Here is a 16,911-nt window from a genome sequence, read left to right as displayed (position 1 = left end):
AGGCGGCAGGGGCTGTTGGGTCTCCCATTTTTGGGCCGGTGCTGGGGGCTGACCACGCTCACACAGGCCGTGCAAACTCCATCACCCAGTTCACCTCCCAGGTCGCGCCGCCATCGTCCGAAAACGCCTGCTGCCAGCGCGGGGCGCCGGTGTGCATCTGCGACCACTCGAAGCGCACGCGCACCGGGCGGCCCTCGAACAGCTCCTCGCCTTCAAACAGGCCCACACCGCCCTGGAAGCCACCCACCACGGGCGGCAGCAGCAGGCCATTGGCCGGGTCCAGGCCGCCCGTGAGGTTGTCCAGCCAGTAGATGCTCCAGCGCTGCGTCATGGGGTTGAACACACGCAGTGCCATACCCACGTAGCCGGGCTTCCATGCCAGCGGCGTGAAGTCGTCGAAGTTGCCGATGCCACCGGGCAATGGATGTGCGGTGCCCGTGGCGTCGAACACCTCCCAGTCGTGGCAGCCCGCGAGCCTGCGCACCAGCCGCGTGTTGCGAATGCGCCAGGGGCCCATGAGAAAGTCGAAGTCGCGCGCAGCGCTGGGCGCCACGGTTGGCGACGGGATGGGAGTGAGGCGGGCTGGGGTGGACATGGTGGGGCTCCGTGGTGGTTGATGCATCAGGGGGAGAGGTGTGCGGGTGCGTCACGCATGCAACGCCGAGCGCGCGGTGGGCTGCAGGCGGAGCACCTCGGGCTCTGCCGCCAGCCAGGGCGCAAGACCGGGCGCCACGTCACGCGCCCAGGCCCCGCTGTCGGTAAACGATGTCAGCGCAGCCTCGTCGCCAAACAGGGCCAGGCCCACCAGAACGGGTTCGCCTTCGCGCACCGGCAGGCGGGCAAAAGTGTTGGGGCTGGGCTCGGTGCAGAACCAGGCGATCTGGCGCGCGCCACCGCGCTGCAGGGTGGGCGTCATGCGGTGGCGGCAGAAGTCCAGCAGTGGTGGTGTGGCGGGTTCCCGCAACGGCAACACGGTGACCTGCAGGACGCCAGCGGTGGCACCCTGCGCGCCGGGCTGCGGCCTTGCATGGTGTGGCAGGGCCGCCGTGGCGCCGGGCCAGGCGGGGCAGAGCAGGTGCACGTTGTCCGAATCGATCATGGTCGCATTGGCGGCGTTGCGGTGTGCCGCCCACACGGGGCCGCCATAGAAGCCCTCCAGCGCGCGGTGGCGCGCCTGCATGTCGGCAAAGCTGCGCAGCCAGACGAACTGGTCGGGCCGGTCCAGGTCGCGGAACTGGCCCAGCACGCGCATGCCCACCGCCTCCTGGGTTTCCACAAACTCCCGGTCGAACAGGTCGATGAGCACCTCGCGCTGTTGGGGGTGCAGGGTGTACTGGCGCAGTTCAACGATGGCGTGGGGATCGGTGGTGGGCATGAGGGCTCCTGAAAAGGTATGGGGGGCAACAAGGCAAGACAGGCCTGCAGTGTGCGCACCAATACCTGCCAACCCATGGCAGGTATTTGCGCTATCTTTGGTGTTCTGTCTTTTTGCACCACCCCTGCCAAAACCCATGCGCGCCAGCCGTTTGTTGTCCCTCCAGATGCTGCTGGAGACGCGTGGCCGCATGAGCGCGCAGGCGCTGGCCGAGGCGCTGGAGGTGTCGGTGCGCACGCTATACCGCGATGTGGACCAGCTCAGCGCTGCGGGTGTGCCCATCTATGCCGAGCGGGGGCGCCACGGTGGCTTTGCGCTGCTGCCGGGCTGGAAGACCACGCTCACAGGCCTCACGCCGTCGGAGGCGCAGGCCGTTTTCTTGAGCGGCCTGCCCGGCCCTGCGCAGGACCTGGGCCTGGGCGGCGATGTGGCGGGGGCGCGCCTGAAGCTGCTGGCCGCACTGCCCGCCGCCTGGCGCGACGACGCGCAGCGCGTGAGCACACGCCTGCACCTGGACCCCGTGGACTGGTACCGCGAGAGCGACCCCACGCCGCATTTGCCCACGATGGCAGCCGCCGTGTGGAGCGGCCACCAGATCACCCTGCGCTATGAGGGCTGGGCGCGCACGGCAGAGCGCACGGTGAGCCCGCTGGGCCTGGTGCTGAAAGCGGGCGTGTGGTACCTGGTGGCCTTACCCACGGGAGCCGACACGCGCGGGCCACGCACCTACCGGGTGTCGAACATCCTCGCGGCCACAGCGCTGAACCAACCAGCCAGGCGCCCCGCACGCTTTGACCTGCCGGGCTACTGGGCCGCGTCGATCCGGCGTTTTGAGTCAGGCCTGTACACGGGCGAGGCCGCACTGCTGGCCACGCCCGAAGGGTTGCGCGGTCTGCGCGCGCTCAGCAGCGCCGTGGCGCGTGCTGTGGCTGCCGCTCCACCGTCCCGCCGCAAGGACGGCCGCACGGCCGTGACGATCCCCATCGAGTCGGTGGAGCATGCCTGCGGGCAGGTGATGCGGTTGTCGCCGCAGGTGGAAGTGCTGCGGCCCGTGGCATTGCGCCGCGCGCTGGTGGCGCGGGTGCAGGCCACGGCGCGGCTGTATGGGCTGGCCGCCGGATGAGGCATGGGAAATATCTGCTGCAAATTAGATAGCGGCAAGGGCATTGTTTGTGGTCGCTACCGGCCCATAGGACCATCGAAGCCTGCACCAAGGCAGTTCTTGAGTGGACCCGGCGTGCGCGGTGCGCTCACAGCCCCCGTTCCACCATGTCCAGCAACCGCTGGCCCAGCAGGTCCAGCATCTGTTGGGGCGTGCCGCGCAGCGGCCCGTCGATGGCCAGCAGCGCCATGCCATGCACGGTGGACCAGGCCAGGTATTCGGCCCCGGGGCGGCGCCCGGGCGGCAGGGCGCCCGCGGCCACCAGGTCGTCCAGTGCGGCGCTCAGGTGCTGGAAGGGGTTGAGCCCCGTGGCACCGCCCATGGCGGGGTCGGGGGTTTGTTGCACCGTGAAGCGGCCACCGAAGGCGGTGCGAAAGAGCCCCGTCTCGGTGTGCGCAAACCGCAGGTAGCCGGCGCCCACGGCGCGCACCTTGGCGTGGGCCTGCTCGGTGGGCGTGCCGGTGGTGGGCACAAGGGCCAGCTCGGCCTCCATGGACCGCGCGGCGGCGGCCACGGCAGCGGCGCGCACGGCGCCCAGCAGGTCGTCGCGGTTGGCGAAATGGCGGTAGGCCGCATTGGGCGCCACACCCGCGCGGCGTGTGGCCTCGCGCAGCACCACCGCATCCGGCCCGCCCTGGCGCGCCAGTTCGATGCCCGCGTCCAGCAGCGCACGGTGCAGATCCCCGTGGCGGTAGGTGGCGCGTGCGGCGGGTGCGCTGGAGGGGGCAGCTTTGTTGCGGGTGCTTACGGTCATGGATCGTTGGGATGTGGACACTGTCCATTATCTTTGCTATTGTTTGTGGACGGTGTTCACAATTGCACGCCGAAACCCTTCCTGCCCCGTCCATGTTCCCCAGGAGACCCCCATGAAAGTCGAGCCCTACCTGATGTTCGAAGGCCGCTGCGATGAAGCGCTGGAGTTTTACCGCCACGCTTTGGGCGCCCAAGTCACCATGCTCATGCGCTACAAGGACAACCCCGAGCCCGCCGCCGGCGAGGGCTGCGCCGATGGCAGCGGCCCGGGCCCCACGCCCGAGATGGTCATGCACGCCTCGTTCACCGTGGGCGACACGCAGATCATGGCGTCGGACGGCATGGGCTCGGGCCACGCCAGCTTCCAGGGCATCTCGCTGGCGCTGAGCCCCGCCAATGCGGCCGATGCCAAGCGCTATTTCGATGCGCTGGCCGATGGCGGCAAGGTGCAGATGCCGCTCACCAAGACCTTTTTCTCGCAGGCGTTTGGCATGGTGGCCGACCGCTTTGGCGTGCCCTGGATGGTGGTGGCCCCCGAATGAGTGCAACCGCCATCACTACCACCGACTCCCCCACAGGAACCCGCATGCTCGCTCTCTATGGCCACCCTTTTTCGTCCTACACCCAGAAGGTGCTGATCGCACTGTACGAGAACGGGACACCGTTCGAACTGCTCAATCTTGACCCCGCAGAGCCCGTCAGCCATTCCGCCGACTGGTTGCGCCACTGGCCGCTGGCGAAGTTTCCGGTGCTGGTGGACGGTGACCACACGGTGGTGGAAAGCAGCATCGTGATCGAGCACCTGCAGCTCGCGCACCCGGGGCCTGTGCCGCTGATTCCCGCCGACCCCCGGGCGGCACTGGACGTGCGGTTCATGGACCGCTTCTTTGACCTGCACGTGATGGCCCCGGTGCAGCACGCGGTGAATGCCGCGCTGACCGGCAACGCCGAGCGCAAGGCAGAAGGCGTGGCCTGGGCTGCGGAGAAGCTGGAGAAAGCCTACGCCTGGCTGGAGGGCATGTGGGCAGGGCGCACCTGGGCGGCGGGCGAGCCATTCTCGCTGGCCGACTGCGCTGCGGCGCCCTCGCTGTTCTATGCCGACTGGACGCACCCCATCGCGGCCACCTACCCGCAGCTGCGCGCCTACCGTGCCCGGCTGCTGGCACGCCCCTCGTTTGCACGCGCGGTGGAAGGCGGGCGCCCCTACCGCCATTACTTTCCGCTCGGTGCGCCCGACCGCGACTGAGCAGCGCCCGCACCACGGCATCAGGAGACTCCGATGATGAATCCCGAACCCCACGCCATGCACCGCTGGCTGCAGCAGCTGCTGGGCGACTGGACCTGCGAATCCCTGGCCGACATGGGCCCGGACCAGCCCCCCGCGCAAAGCCGGGGCACCGAGCAAGTGCGCGCGCTGGGCAGCCTGTGGGTGCTGTGCGAAGGGGCGGGCTCCATGCCCGGCGGGGGTGGTGAGGCCCGCATGCTGATGACGCTGGGCTACGACCCGGATCAGCAGGCGTTTGTCGGCACCTGGGTGGGCTCGATGATGACGCATATGTGGGTGTACCGCGGCACGCTGGATGCCGACCAGAAGGTGCTGACGCTGGAGACCGAAGGCCCCAGCTTCAAGGCCGACGGCGCCACCATGCGCTACCGGGACGTGATCACCCTGGTCAGCGCCAACGAGCGCACGCTCACCTCGTTCGGCCAGCAGCCGGACGGCAGCTGGAAGCAGTTCATGCAAGCCAAGTACACGCGAACCCCCTGAGCCACTGCGCGGCTTCCCCCTGGAGGGGGACGCACCCGGTGGACTGGCCAAGCCAGCTCCACGGGCGCACTGGCATGGCCCTCCGCCAGTCGCAAGTGCAACGCGCGTGACACACTGCGCTGCCAATCTCTTTTGATTTCCACCGTCCCATGACCCTCCGCATCGAAGGCCGCGCACGCTGGCCCGCACTCATCCTGCTGTGCCTGGGCGAGCTGATGATCGTGCTCGACACCACCATCGTGAATGTCGCGCTGCCCAGCATCAAGGCCGACCTGGGCTTTACCGAAACCTCGCTGGTGTGGGTGGTCAACGCCTACATGCTCACCTTTGGCGGCTGCCTGCTGCTGGGTGGGCGGCTGGGCGATCTGTACGGCCACCGGCGGCTGTTCCTGGCGGGCATCACGCTGTTCACCATCGCATCGCTGGCCTGCGGGCTGGCCAATACGCAGGGGCTGCTGGTGGCGGCGCGCGCGGTGCAGGGCGTGGGCGGCGCGGTGGTGTCGGCCGTGGCGTTGTCGCTCATCATGAATCTGTTCACCGAGCCCGGCGAGCGTGCGCGCGCCATGGGTGTCTACGGCTTTGTATGTGCCGGGGGCGGCAGCATTGGGGTGCTGTTGGGCGGGGTGCTCACCAGCGCGTTGAGCTGGCACTGGATCTTTCTGGTCAACATCCCCGTGGGCGTGGCCATCTACCTGGCCTGCCTGGCGCTGCTGCCGGGCGGCAAGGGGCAGGCCCACGGGCAGCGGCTGGACGTGGCGGGCGCCGTCACCATCACCGCGTCGCTGATGCTCGCGGTGTACGCCATCGTCAACGGCAACGCGGCCGGGTGGACCTCGCTGCAGTCGCTGGGGCTGCTGGGGGCGGCGGTGGCACTGCTGGCGGCGTTTTTGTTCATCGAGTCGCATGTGGCTGCGCCGCTGGTGCCCCTGCCGCTGCTGCGGCTGCGCAACCTGGCCATCTCCAACGTGGTGGGCGTGCTGTGGGCGGCGTCGATGTTTGCGTGGTTCTTTCTGTCGGCGCTGTACATGCAGCTGGTGCTGGGCTACGACGCCATGCAGGTGGGCCTGGCGTTCCTGCCGTCCAACCTCATCATGGCGGGCTGCTCGCTGGGGCTGTCGGCCTGGGTGGTGATGCGTTTTGGCATTTGCCGCACGCTGGGCTGGGGGCTGCTGCTGGCGGCGGTGGGTCTGGCCCTGTTTGCGCTGGCGCCCACCGAGGGGCGGTTTGTGGTCCACGTGCTGCCCGGCATGCTGCTGCTGGGCGTGGGCGCCGGCATTGCGCTCAACCCGCTGCTGCTGGCCGCCATGGGCGATGTGAAGCCCGAAGACTCGGGGCTGGCCTCGGGGGTGGTCAACACCGCGTTCATGATGGGCGGCGCGCTGGGCCTCGCCATCCTGGCCAGCCTGGCCGATGCGCGCACCGACCACCTGCGCGAGGCCGGGGCCAGCGTGCAGCAGGCGCTCAATGCGGGCTACCAGCTGGCGTTCTGGGTGTCGGCCTTGTGCTCGCTGGTGGCCGCCGTGCTGGGGGGTTTCGTGTTGCGCCCGGCACCGCAGCCGTCCGCCGCCGCGCCTTCCCACGCGGGTGCCGTGTGAGGAGATATGGTGCTATTTAATTGATAGCTGATCGGGCATATTCCAATAGCGCATGCAGTCATTTTGGCTTGAAATGGTGGCGAAGTTGTGTGCGCCTGCGGTGCGGCACTGTCCTGTATGCCGCACCGCACTGTTCCACCCAGCGCACTTCTGAAAGCGGCCGCTGGCCTTATCTTTGGCAGGCGTGCTGCCCGATAGCCGGTGGCGCAAACCCAAGGAGTCCTTGATGTCGTCCTCCCCCACCGTGTCTTCGTCTGCCGCCAGCCTGCCCGTCGTGCAGGCCCAGGCGCTGGGTCCGCTGTGGCCCACGATGGACCCGTTCCTGTTCTGCGCCCACCATGACGACGCCTACCCCGCAGGCAACGGCGCGTTTGCGCCCGCCGTGTCGCTGGAGGGCCGCCAGATCGGCAGCGACTTCAGCCGCAAGGACGGCTGGAGCATGTACCACGGCGACACCGTGCCCGGCTTTCCGGGCCACCCGCACCGGGGCTTTGAAACCGTGACCCTCGTGCGCAAGGGCCTCATCGACCATTCCGACTCGCTGGGCGCCGCCGCGCGTTTTGGCGGGGGCGATGTGCAGTGGGTCACGGCGGGCAAGGGCATCGTGCATTCGGAGATGTTCCCGCTGCTCAACGCCACCGAGCCCAACCCACTGGAGCTGTTCCAGATCTGGCTGAACCTGCCCGCGAAGAACAAGATGGTGGAGCCGCACTTCACCATGCTGTGGAACGAGCGCATTCCGCGCCTGGTCCACCACGACGACGCAGGCCGTGCCACCACGGTGACGGTGGTGGCGGGCGCCCTGCCCGGCGCGCCTGCGCCGCTGGCGCCGCCACCCGAGTCCTGGGCTTCGCAGCCCGAGGGCGATGTGGCCATCTGGACGCTGCGCATGGACCCCGGCGCGCAGTGGACGCTGCCCGCCGCGCGCGGCCAGGGCGCGCGCCGCATGCTGTACTTCTTTGTGGGCGACAGCCTGCGCGTGGGCCCGCAGGACGTGGGCCAGCACGCCGCGCTGGAGCTGGTGGCCGGGCAGGACTGGCAGCTGACCAACACCGGCGCCACGCCGCTGGAATGCCTGCTGCTGCAGGGCCAGCCCATCGCCGAGCCCGTGGCGCAGTACGGCCCGTTTGTGATGAACACACAGGCCGAGATCATGCAGGCCATGAACGACTACCGCCGTACCCAGTTCGGCGGCTGGCCCTGGCCCGACCAGGACCCGGTGCACGGCACCGAGGCGCGGCGTTTTGCGCGCTACCCGGGCCAGACGGAGGAAGAGCGCCCGGCCGAGGCCCTGTCGGGCGCATAGGGTTGTTCTCCAGGCCCTGCCAAGCTTTCACGGGGCGCTGCGGCAGCCGTCCGGCGCCTCGTGGACAATCCGGGGTTTCGTTCTGACCCGCGTGGCGGCTGGTGGTATACCCCTGCCAGCCCCGCGCCGATTCTTCACCGCCTGAAAGCGCAAGCACCACCATGGCCACCACCATCACCAAAGACTCCGCCGTCACCATCACCTACAAGGTCACCACGCCCCAGGGCAAGCCGCTGGATGCGGGGCACCTGTCGTACCTGCACGGTGGCTACGAAAACATCTTCCCCAAGGTCGAGGCCGCACTCGATGGCCAGGCCGTGGGCTTCAGCACCACACTGCAGCTGGCGGTGGAAGACGCCTTCGGCGCGCGCGATGAAAGCCTGGTGCGCACCATTCCCAAAAGCGAGTTCCCGCCCGGCGTGAAGGTCGGCGGCCAGCTGCAAGGCGTGGGCAACGACGGCCAGCCCGCCGTGTTCAACGTGGTCAAGATCAAGGGCCCCGAAGTGCACCTGGACGGCAACCACCCGCTGGCAGGCCGGGCGTTGACCTTCAGCTGCAAGGTCACCGAAGTGCGCGCCGCCAGCCCCGAAGAAGTTGCGCACCGCCATGTGCATGGTGCGCATGGCCATCACCATTGATGGTCGGCGGAGCCGAGTCTTGCACGGGCTTCTTGATCGCTTGGGATATGCGCTGATCGGTGCCTTCTTTGGCTCGATCATTGGTATCGCGGGCTGGTGGTTGTATGGGGTGGCGCACTCGTTGAACTACTCAGGTCCCGGCATGGACCCCGTGCTGCGTCATTGGGTGCAGTACTCCGGCGGTGCTTTTGCAGCATGGGGCGTTGTTTTTCGCGAGCGCGCGGCGGACGCGGTGGGCGACACGGTGTCTGCCATCCTGCACTTTGAATTCGACGAGGCACCTGGCCGGACCGCGTCAGCCTTGGTGAGCTGCGTGGTGCTGGCGATCACATTGGCGGCGATCTGGTTCACCAGCCCTGTGTGACGCGCAGGCAAAGTGCAATGGCAATGCACCGGGCTTGACTCCTGCACTGCTTGGTGCGTGTCGACGGATCCTTCATCAACAAAACTATCCAACAAAAAAGCCCGCATTGCGGGCTTTTTTGTTCGGTGAAGCGTTGTGAATTACTTGGCTGCTTCAGGCTTGGCAGCGTCGGCTTTTTTCTCTGCCGTTGCCTTGGTCTTCTTGGCCTTCGCCTTCTTCTCTGTCTTCTTTTCTGCAGGGGCAGACGCGGTGGCGGTTGGCGTTACTGCGGGCTTGGCTTCGGCTTTGACCGCTGGTGTGGCGGGCGTGGCTGGAGTCGCTGGGGTGGCAGGCATGGCCGATGTGGCAGGGGTCGCAGGCGCCGCGGCCTTCGCGGGGGTTGCTGGCGTTGCGGGGGCCGCAGGGGCTTGGGCAAACGATGCGGTCACAAAGAAACCGGCGAGCAGGGCAGCGAGGAGCTTGTTCATGAGAAATCCTTTCAGATCGGATAACCGCCCGACACAGCGTCGGACTTAGCTATGCAACGGCGCTCGGAGGCGTTGCGATGACAGGTTACGAAGTCATTGGCAACAAGGCGTTACCGCGCCCCAGACCGCGCCCGTTCAGCACCGGCTCCTTGGTCAAGCGTTCGCGTGCCCATTCCACAAAGGCGCGCACTTTCGCCGGGGCCCGCCGGCCTGCGGGGTACACGATGTGCACGGGCACGGGTGGCAGTTCGTGGTCGGCCAGCACGATGCGCAAGCGCCCTGCGCGCAGGCTGGCTGCGGCCTGGTAGGCGAGGCAGCGGGTCAGGCCGATGCCTGCCTCTGCGGCGGCAATGTCCACCTCGTTGCTGTTGCTGATCCAGGTGAATTGCGGCTGGCCGGTGGCGCCATCGCGAAACTTCCAGGGCGCTGGCGTGCGTGCGTCAAAGGCGAAGCCGATGGCCCGGTGGCTGCTCAGGTCGGCCGGGTGGCGTGGCTTGCCGTGTTGCGCCAGGTAGGCGGGAGACGCCACCACCAGGCGGCGCAGCGCACCCACCTGCACGGCAGTGAGGCCGGAGTCAGGCAGGTGCGCGATGCGGATGGCCACGTCCATGCCTTCATCGAGCAAGTGCACCAGGCGGTTGACGAACAGCGTGCGCACCTGCACGCGCGGCTGGGCCTGCAAAAAGCCCTGCACGATGGGCGCCACGTGCTGGATGCCGAACATCTGCGGTGCCGTGATGGACAGCAGCCCCTGGGCCTCGGCCTGTGCACCGCTGGCGGCCTGCTCGGCCTCGTGCAGGTCGTTCAGGAGGGGGCGGCAGTCGTGCAAGAAGCGCTCGCCCGCCTCGGTCAGCCGCACCATGCGCGTGCTGCGCTGGAACAGCAGCACACCCAGCCGCGCCTCCAGCGCCGCAATGGCGCGCGTGACGGCCGTGGCGGAGCAGCCCAGCCGCCGCCCCGCCACGGCAAAGCCGCCAGCGTCCGCTACGGCCAAAAAACAGCGCAGGGTGTCGAGATAGTCCATGCAACCCATTATTGCGGATGCCGCAATTATGAAAAGCGGCGATTGGCTATTCACATCGCAGCTTGCAATAGATATCGTCGAGGCATCTTTTCACTCACCCACCGACGAGGCTTCACCATGTTCCCCTCCACCCCACTCCAGCTGTACCGTATGCCCATCTCGGGCCATTGCCATCGCGTGGAGCTGATGCTGTCCCTGCTCGGCTTGCCCTATGAACTGATTGATGTGAATCTGCTGCGCGGCGAACACCAGCGCGCGGAGTTTCTGGCACTCAACCCGCTGGGCCAGGTGCCCGTGCTGGTGGACGCGGGCCAGGTGCTGAGCGACAGCAATGGCATCCTGGTGTATCTGGTGCAGCGCTACGCCCCCGGCAGTGCCTGGCTGCCACAAGACGCCGTGGGGCAGGCGCAGCTGCAGCGCTGGTTCAGCCTGGCGGCGGGCTTTCTGGCGCCGGGCATTGGGGGGCCGCGCTTTGCGACGTTGACGGGCCGTGCCGTGAACGAGGTGGCGCAGGCCACCGGCAAGCGCCTGCTCGCCTTCATGGAGGACGAACTGCAGGGGCGGGCCTGGTTGCTCGGGGGCTCAGCGCCCAGCCTGGCCGATGTGGCCATGGTCAGCTACACCTCGCAGGCCCACCTGGCAGGGCTGCCGCTGGATGCCTACCCGCGCATTGCGGCCTGGGTGGCGCGCATGCAGGCCTTGCCGGGCTATCCGGTGCTGGCCGACCAGCTGCCCGCTGCCGAGCAGGTGACGGCATGACAGCCACCGTGCCCGCTGCATCGGTTGGGGTGCCGGTGCCGCCCGAGGCATTCCACCCCGGTGAGCAGGCCTTGCAGGCGCGCGTGGGCGTGCGCGAGCGCATGGCGGCCGTGGGTGCCATGGTGTTGCGCGACCACATGCCCGACCAGCACCGCGAGCTGTTTGAAAAGCTGCCCACCTTGCTGCTGGGGACGTTGGATGAACAAGGCCAGCCGTGGACCACGATGCTTGCCGGACCGCCCGGGTTTGTGCACACCCCCGATGCGCAGCGCATGCAGATCGCGACCGCGCCGGATTCCAAGGACCCGGTGCTCGCACACCTGGCGCCAGGTGCGGCCGTGGGCGTGCTGGGGCTGGAGCCGCACACGCGGCGGCGCAACCGCATGAACGGGCGGGTGGCAACGTTTGGCGATACCGGCCTGGGCGTGCAGGTGGTGCAGAGCTTTGGCAACTGCCCCAAATACATCCAGGCGCGGCAGCCAGGCCTGCGCGCTGCGCTGGTCGCTCAGGGCCCGGTGCAGTGGCTGGGGGCCGGACTGGACGCCGACGCCATCGCGCGCGTGCAGCGTGCCGACACCCTGTTCATTGCCAGTGCCTCGGCGCCACGCCCTGGTGCCGGGCACAGCGAAGGCGTGGATGTATCGCACCGGGGCGGTGAGCCGGGCTTTGTGCAGGTGGCGCACACGGAGGCCGGCGTGGTGCTGAGCCTGCCGGACTACCCTGGCAACCAGTTCTTCAACACCCTGGGCAACCTTGCGCTGCACCCGCTGGCAGGCCTGCTGGTGGTGGACTATGAAGAGGGCGGTTTGCTGCACATTGCCGTACAGGCCGAGGTGCTGTGGGACCGCGCAGCGCGTGCTGCCTGGCCCGGTGCACAGCGTGTGCTACGCCTCACGGTGCTGCGCGCCCTGTGGCGGCCGCAGGTGCTGCCGTGGCGCTGGACACCGCCGGTGTCGGCCCCTCAGTTCCGGGTGATGCGCGAGGCGGCGCTGGACTGAGTGGCGCACCACCAGCGGGCCGCGCACGGGGTGTTGTTGTCCCCGCGATGCGCCTGCGCGGCACGGTGGCCTCGGCCTCCACCATCTTGGCGCTGCGCTCGTGTGCTGTCTGCGCCAGCTCGGTGATGAGCGCGGCCTCGGGCAGGTTGTGCCAGTAGCGCGTAGGCATCTCCTTTTTTATCATGTTGAGCTTGTGCCGCGCGGGGTTGAAGATGTGGCGGTAGTAGGTGAGCCAAAGCGCCTCGCCTGCGTCGGGTGGTGGCGCGTCGCTGCGCTGCGCGCCGGGGCCGGTGTGCAGCTGCTGGCCGTCCCAGCGCACGCTGGCGTCGGGGGTGAGGATGGCCCAGCGCATCTGTGTGAAGCGGCGGATGAAGAAGCCCGCGTTGGCCACGGTGATGTAGTGGTCGGGCTCGAACCAGGCCATGTGCAGAGTCTGTCCGTCGGGTTCCACCACGGGCCGGAAGCGCACAAAGGCGTGCATCTTGTGGATGTCCCGCCGCACGCTGCGGACCATGTGGTGGGCCAACATGCGGTCGGCGTCCAGCGGGTCGTGCCGCGCGCTGTCGGCTTCATGGCCGCCCTGCGCCATGCGCCACAGCAGGCGGTACATCAGCGCAAAGCGGCCCGGGTCGCGGTGCAGGATGAGCTGCTCGCACAGGTGCACAAAGTCGGGCGGTACGCGCAGCGGCGGCGCATCGGGGGCTGCGCTGGGCCAGGTGTCGCTGGCTGCAGGCTCGGGTGCGAACAGGTCTTCAGCGGCATCCGCCTGGCAGCGCCAGTCCACAGCCTGAGGAGGCACGTTGGCTTGCACCAGGGCGCGTGCCGCTTGGCGAAAACCGGGCCAGTCGGTGGCGTGGTCCAGCGTGATGGTGTGGCGCTGCATGCGGGCCTCTCCAGCTCAGAACAGGCTGCGCTGCACCGGCGGCGGCGTCAACTGCGCGGCGAGGTCGGCAGCGTCCAGCGCACGGCCGGGGCGGTAGTCGGCCGCCTCCACAAAGGGCAGCACTTTCCTGAGCGGCACATGCAGCCGCGCCAGGTCCGCATGCCGCAGGCGGCGCACGCGGCGCGCGGCCAGCAGGCGGTCCACCGTCTGCACACCAAACCCGGGCACGCGCAGCAGCAGTTCGCGCGGGGCAGTGTTGAGGTTGACCGGAAAGCGCTCGCGGTGCGCCAGCGCCCAGGCCAGCTTGGGGTCCATGTCCAGCGCCAGCATGCCCTGCTGAGATGTCGGCACGATCTCGTCGTGGGTGAAGCCATAAAAGCGCATCAGCCAGTCGGCCTGGTACAGCCGGTGCTCGCGCACCGTGGGTGGCGCGGCCAGCGGCAGGGCGTGGGCGGCGTCGGGGATGGGGCTGAAGGCTGAGTAGTACACGCGCCGCAGCTGGTGCGCGCCATACAGCCGCGCGCTGGTGGCGAGGATGGTGCGGTCGCTGGTGGTATCGGCCCCCACGATCATCTGCGTACTCTGCCCGCCGGGCGCGAAGTGCGGCACGCTGGCGCGGCGTGTGGTGCGCGACTGCGGCATGGACACGATGGGCTGTGCAGCCTGCTCCTTGCGCGCGGCGCGGGATTCGCCAATGTGCACGGCCATGCGGGCCATGGACCGGTCGATGGCGGCGCTGTTTTTCTCAGGGGCCAGCGCCTTCAGGCCCTCGGCCGTGGGCAGCTCGATGTTGATGGACAGGCGGTCGGCATAGCGGCCAGCGCGCTGCATCAGCTCGGGCGATGCGTCGGGAATGGTTTTCAAGTGGATGTAGCCGCGAAAGTCGTGCTCCTCGCGCAGCACGCGGGCCACCTCCACCACCTGCTCCATGGTGTAGTCGGGGCTCTGGATGATGCCGCTGGACAGGAACAGCCCCTCGATGCAATTGCGGCGGTAGAAGTCCAGCGTGAGCCGCACCACCTCATCGACCGTGAAGCGCGCGCGGGACACGTTGCTGGTGACACGGTTCACGCAGTACAGGCAGTCGTACTGGCAGAAGTTGGTGAGCAGAATCTTGAGCAGCGAGATGCAGCGCCCGTCCGGCGCATAGCTGTGGCAGATGCCCATGCCCTCGGTGGACCCCATGCCGCGCCCGCCCACCGAGTCGCGCGGCGCAGCACCGCTCGATGCACACGAGGCGTCGTACTTGGCGGCGTCGGCCAGGATGGCGAGTTTGGACTGTAAATTCACTGGATGAATTTACAGTATTTTGATTGTCTGACGCCAGCCTGGGGTCAAGCGATAGCGGCAACGTGCTCCTGATTTGATAGCTGCAAACGCATGAAAATCATGCGCTTGCAGCCAAAATCATCTAAAAATTGCTGGACTACACCGTTTCGAGGGCCATCACCGCCGTGGCCGTGTTCGAAATGGGGATGTGATAGTTGCTGTGCACCCGCCGCACCCCCGCGCTGGCGGTGGACAGCGCCCCGCGCATGGCCAGCCACATCAGCAGTTCCACGCCCTGGGTGCCGGTTTTTTCCACCAACTCGTGCACGCTGAACTGCGTGGCCCATTCGGGGTTGCTGGTCAGGCTCTCGATGAACTGCAGGTCAAACGCCTTGTTGATAAAGCCCGCACGCTCGCCGTCGAGCTGGTGGCTGAGGCCGCCCGAGGCGATCACCGCCACCTTCTTGTTGCTGTCCCAGCTCTGGATCGCCTGGCCCACGGCTTTGCCCAGCGCGTAGCAGCGCTTGGCCGATGGCAGCGGGAACTGCACGGTGTTGATACACACTGGCACCACCGTCACGGGGCAATCGCCCTCGGGCCAGAAGAGCTTGAGCGGCAGCGTGCAGGCGTGGTCCACCAGCATCTCCTGGCAGGTGGTCACGTCAAACTCCTGGTCGATCAGCGTGTTGATGAGGTGCCACGACAAGTCCACCTCGCCCGGGAAGGGCGGCAACGTGGGGATGCCCCAGCCTTCGTCGGCGTTGTGGTATTGCGCCGCTGCGCCCACGGCAAAGGTGGGCATCTTGTCGAGAAAGAAGTTCAGGCCGTGGTCGTTGTAGAACATCACCACCACGTCCGGCTGCTTCTCGCCCAGCCATTGGCGGATGGGGGGAAAACCGTCGAAGAACGGCTTCCAGTACGGCTCGTTTTGTAGGCCCTTGTGTATGGCGTTGCCAATGGCCGGGATGTGCGAAGTGCCGAGGCCGCCGATGAGTTGTGCCATTTCGTTTTCCTGATGAAGGTTGTTGTGGCGTGTGTTGTTCAGGCGGCGCCGGGCCGCCCCAAGCCGCCTGAGGCCCCCCTGGGGGGCAGCGAACCACACGCAGTGGGGAGCGTGGGGGCTTAGTCTTTTCCTGCGGCCACGAGCATGGCCTTGAATGCGTCTTTGGTCATGCCCGTCTGCTGCGCGCCGATGTCCTGCATGTCCAGCTTGAAGATGCCCGCGAACTTGGCCAGGTAGTAGGCGTTGCCGCCTGCGGCGATCAGCTGCAGCACGTTCTTGGCGCGGATGGCGGCGGCCTGCTCCTCGTTCAGGCCGTATTGCTTCATGTACGCTTCTTCGTCGGCCACAAAGGCCTTGCGGTTGGCCTCGTTGTTGAACGAGAAGCACATCTTGTTCAGCGCATAGCCCTTGCGGGCCTGGTCGCCGTCGAACGGCGTGGTGCCGGGGATCGGGGGGTTGCGGGAAGGCATGGAAGTCTCCGGGGCTTGATGTAAGTCAGCCCGCAGTGTCGCGACGGCATTGCCAAAGATGAAGGGGCCCAAGATCATCGAATGCATGAGCAAATTCGATGGATCACAGCTGGACGGGCACCTGCTGAAGCTGCTGCTGGCGGTGCTGGAGACGGGCAGCATCACGGCGGCGGCCGAGCGCCTGGGCGTCACCCAGTCGGCGGTGAGCCATTTGCTCGACAAGCTGCGCGCCATCACCGGCGACCCGTTGTTTGTGAAGCGCGGGCGCGGCATCGTGCCTACCGCACGCGCCGAGGCCCTGGCCCAGCCCGCGCGCGACATGCTGCATCAGATGCAGCGGTTTGCCCAAGGGGCCGACTTTGACCCGCGCGCCTGGCAGACCGAGCTGACCATCGCCGCCAACGACTTCCAGCGCGATTTGCTGCTGCCCGCGCTGGCCGCGCGCCTGCGCAGCGCCGCACCGTGCGTCACGCTGCGCATCGTGCCCAGCGGCGCGCCCAGCGCCGAACTGCTGCGGTCTGACGCGTGCCAGCTCGTCATCAGCCCCCGCCCGCCCGATGGCACGGACATCGTGCAAAAGCGTTTGTTTGAAGACCAGTACCGTGTGTTCTACGACGCCAGCGTGCGCAGCGCCCCCACCACCGAGGCCGACTACCTGACCGCCGACCACGCCACCGTGGCCTATGAGGCGCACCGGGGTCTGGACCTGGACCGCCAGCTGCAGGCCCGTGGCGTGCGCCGCCGTTTTGCCGTGCGCGTGCCGGGCTTTGCCGCGCTACCCGCCTTTGTGCGTGGCACGGCGCTGCTCACCACCGCGCCCTCGCTGCTGGTCCGCACGGCCCTGGCAGACCTGACCAGCGCGCCTGTGCCGGTGGTGTGCCCGGACATGCCGATGTACCTGATCTGGCATGCGCGGTATCAGCAGGATGCGGCGCACCGGTGGCTGCGTGGAGAGGTGGAGGCGGTGGTGGAGCGGGTGTTGGGTTCGGCCGGAGCGCTGCGGTCTCTTGCGCCATCCCGGTGATGTCGAGACCACCATGCGGTGCTCTTCCGTCGACATCCACATACGTGACGGCA

General features: G+C 67.8%; 20 protein-coding genes. 11 read left to right on the top strand and 9 right to left on the bottom strand.

All coding sequences use genetic code 11. From position 1 onward, the window contains the following. Positions 1 to 58 precede the first annotated feature (58 nt). Both IB236_RS04505 and IB236_RS04500 read right to left on the bottom strand, forming a co-directional pair. Positions 59 to 595, bottom strand: a complete 537-nt coding sequence (locus tag IB236_RS04505) for a hypothetical protein (RefSeq protein WP_192419114.1) — start codon at positions 593 to 595, stop codon at positions 59 to 61. Between the two features lie 51 nt (positions 596 to 646). Next, positions 647 to 1,375 carry an NIPSNAP family protein gene (locus tag IB236_RS04500; protein ID WP_192419112.1) on the bottom strand — a complete coding sequence of 243 codons (729 nt, stop codon included), beginning with the start codon at positions 1,373 to 1,375 and terminating at the stop codon, positions 647 to 649. A gap of 136 nt (positions 1,376 to 1,511) precedes the next feature. On the opposite strand from IB236_RS04500, the gene IB236_RS04495 reads away from it, so the two are divergent. Then, positions 1,512 to 2,498 carry a YafY family protein gene (locus IB236_RS04495; protein WP_192419110.1) on the top strand — a complete coding sequence of 329 codons (987 nt, stop codon included), beginning with the start codon at positions 1,512 to 1,514 and terminating at the stop codon, positions 2,496 to 2,498. Positions 2,499 to 2,625: 127 nt separating this feature from the next. Here IB236_RS04495 and IB236_RS04490 read toward each other — a convergent pair whose 3' ends face one another. Next, on the bottom strand, positions 2,626 to 3,291 hold the full coding sequence (locus tag IB236_RS04490; RefSeq protein ID WP_056742934.1) for a TetR/AcrR family transcriptional regulator: 666 nt from the start codon (positions 3,289 to 3,291) through the stop codon (positions 2,626 to 2,628). A 112-nt stretch (positions 3,292 to 3,403) separates the two neighbouring features. Here IB236_RS04490 and IB236_RS04485 point away from each other — a divergent pair, with 112 nt between their 5' ends. From IB236_RS04485 to IB236_RS04455, 7 genes are all read left to right on the top strand, one after another. Then, on the top strand, positions 3,404 to 3,832 hold the full coding sequence (locus IB236_RS04485; RefSeq protein WP_099731825.1) for a VOC family protein: 429 nt from the start codon (positions 3,404 to 3,406) through the stop codon (positions 3,830 to 3,832). A 44-nt stretch (positions 3,833 to 3,876) separates the two neighbouring features. Beyond that, a complete protein-coding gene (locus tag IB236_RS04480) occupies positions 3,877 to 4,536 on the top strand; it encodes a glutathione S-transferase family protein (protein WP_121943837.1) in 660 nt (219 codons plus the stop codon). 33 nt (positions 4,537 to 4,569) lie between these two features. After that, the gene (locus IB236_RS04475; protein ID WP_192419108.1) at positions 4,570 to 5,058 is read left to right on the top strand and encodes a DUF1579 domain-containing protein; all 489 of its coding nucleotides are present in this window, start codon (positions 4,570 to 4,572) and stop codon (positions 5,056 to 5,058) included. Between the two features lie 149 nt (positions 5,059 to 5,207). Continuing rightward, entirely contained in the window at positions 5,208 to 6,653 is a 1,446-nt protein-coding gene (locus IB236_RS04470) for an MFS transporter (RefSeq protein ID WP_192419106.1), read from the top strand. A 226-nt stretch (positions 6,654 to 6,879) separates the two neighbouring features. Next, positions 6,880 to 7,959 (top strand): pirin family protein, encoded by a 1,080-nt coding sequence (locus tag IB236_RS04465; protein WP_192419104.1) that lies wholly within the window; start codon positions 6,880 to 6,882, stop codon positions 7,957 to 7,959. Positions 7,960 to 8,120: 161 nt separating this feature from the next. After that, positions 8,121 to 8,597, top strand: a complete 477-nt coding sequence (locus IB236_RS04460) for a peptidylprolyl isomerase (protein WP_056742942.1) — start codon at positions 8,121 to 8,123, stop codon at positions 8,595 to 8,597. Continuing rightward, positions 8,581 to 8,961 (top strand): hypothetical protein, encoded by a 381-nt coding sequence (locus IB236_RS04455; protein ID WP_156400932.1) that lies wholly within the window; start codon positions 8,581 to 8,583, stop codon positions 8,959 to 8,961. The genes IB236_RS04460 and IB236_RS04455 overlap by 17 nt, the downstream gene beginning before the upstream one ends. 140 nt (positions 8,962 to 9,101) lie before the next feature. Here IB236_RS04455 and IB236_RS04450 read toward each other — a convergent pair whose 3' ends face one another. Beyond that, the gene (locus IB236_RS04450; protein WP_056742947.1) at positions 9,102 to 9,428 is read right to left on the bottom strand and encodes a hypothetical protein; all 327 of its coding nucleotides are present in this window, start codon (positions 9,426 to 9,428) and stop codon (positions 9,102 to 9,104) included. Positions 9,429 to 9,513: 85 nt separating this feature from the next. Next, positions 9,514 to 10,452 (bottom strand): LysR family transcriptional regulator, encoded by a 939-nt coding sequence (locus IB236_RS04445; RefSeq protein WP_056742950.1) that lies wholly within the window; start codon positions 10,450 to 10,452, stop codon positions 9,514 to 9,516. Between the two features lie 117 nt (positions 10,453 to 10,569). Between IB236_RS04445 and IB236_RS04440 the strand changes: the two genes are divergently transcribed. Then, positions 10,570 to 11,211, top strand: a complete 642-nt coding sequence (locus IB236_RS04440; RefSeq protein WP_056742952.1) for a glutathione S-transferase family protein — start codon at positions 10,570 to 10,572, stop codon at positions 11,209 to 11,211. Further along, the gene (locus IB236_RS04435; RefSeq protein ID WP_192419102.1) at positions 11,208 to 12,209 is read left to right on the top strand and encodes a pyridoxamine 5'-phosphate oxidase family protein; all 1,002 of its coding nucleotides are present in this window, start codon (positions 11,208 to 11,210) and stop codon (positions 12,207 to 12,209) included. Before IB236_RS04440 ends, IB236_RS04435 begins: the two co-directional genes overlap by 4 nt. On the opposite strand, the gene IB236_RS04430 is transcribed toward IB236_RS04435, so the two are convergent. The 4 genes from IB236_RS04430 to IB236_RS04415 all read right to left on the bottom strand — a co-directional run bounded on the left by IB236_RS04430 (position 12,103) and on the right by IB236_RS04415 (position 15,834). Continuing rightward, complete coding sequence (locus tag IB236_RS04430) at positions 12,103 to 13,092, bottom strand: TIGR03915 family putative DNA repair protein (RefSeq protein WP_225580973.1); 990 nt, start codon at positions 13,090 to 13,092, stop codon at positions 12,103 to 12,105. The two genes, IB236_RS04435 and IB236_RS04430, sit on opposite strands and share 107 nt — an antisense overlap. 15 nt (positions 13,093 to 13,107) lie before the next feature. Continuing rightward, the gene (locus IB236_RS04425; protein ID WP_056742956.1) at positions 13,108 to 14,382 is read right to left on the bottom strand and encodes a putative DNA modification/repair radical SAM protein; all 1,275 of its coding nucleotides are present in this window, start codon (positions 14,380 to 14,382) and stop codon (positions 13,108 to 13,110) included. Positions 14,383 to 14,518: 136 nt separating this feature from the next. Beyond that, positions 14,519 to 15,364, bottom strand: a complete 846-nt coding sequence (locus IB236_RS04420) for a class III extradiol dioxygenase family protein (protein WP_192419100.1) — start codon at positions 15,362 to 15,364, stop codon at positions 14,519 to 14,521. 119 nt (positions 15,365 to 15,483) lie between these two features. After that, complete coding sequence (locus IB236_RS04415) at positions 15,484 to 15,834, bottom strand: protocatechuate 4,5-dioxygenase subunit alpha (protein ID WP_192419098.1); 351 nt, start codon at positions 15,832 to 15,834, stop codon at positions 15,484 to 15,486. Positions 15,835 to 15,910: 76 nt separating this feature from the next. Between IB236_RS04415 and IB236_RS04410 the strand changes: the two genes are divergently transcribed. Further along, positions 15,911 to 16,858 (top strand): LysR family transcriptional regulator, encoded by a 948-nt coding sequence (locus IB236_RS04410; RefSeq protein ID WP_370539889.1) that lies wholly within the window; start codon positions 15,911 to 15,913, stop codon positions 16,856 to 16,858. Positions 16,859 to 16,911 lie beyond the last annotated feature (53 nt).

The organism is Acidovorax sp. ACV02 (assembly GCF_014851475.1).
In the GTDB taxonomy this organism is placed as follows: Bacteria; Pseudomonadota; Gammaproteobacteria; order Burkholderiales; family Burkholderiaceae_C; genus Acidovorax; species Acidovorax delafieldii.
The sequence above is the reverse complement of the archived record's forward strand: the minus strand, read 5'-3'. Positions and strand labels throughout refer to the sequence as shown.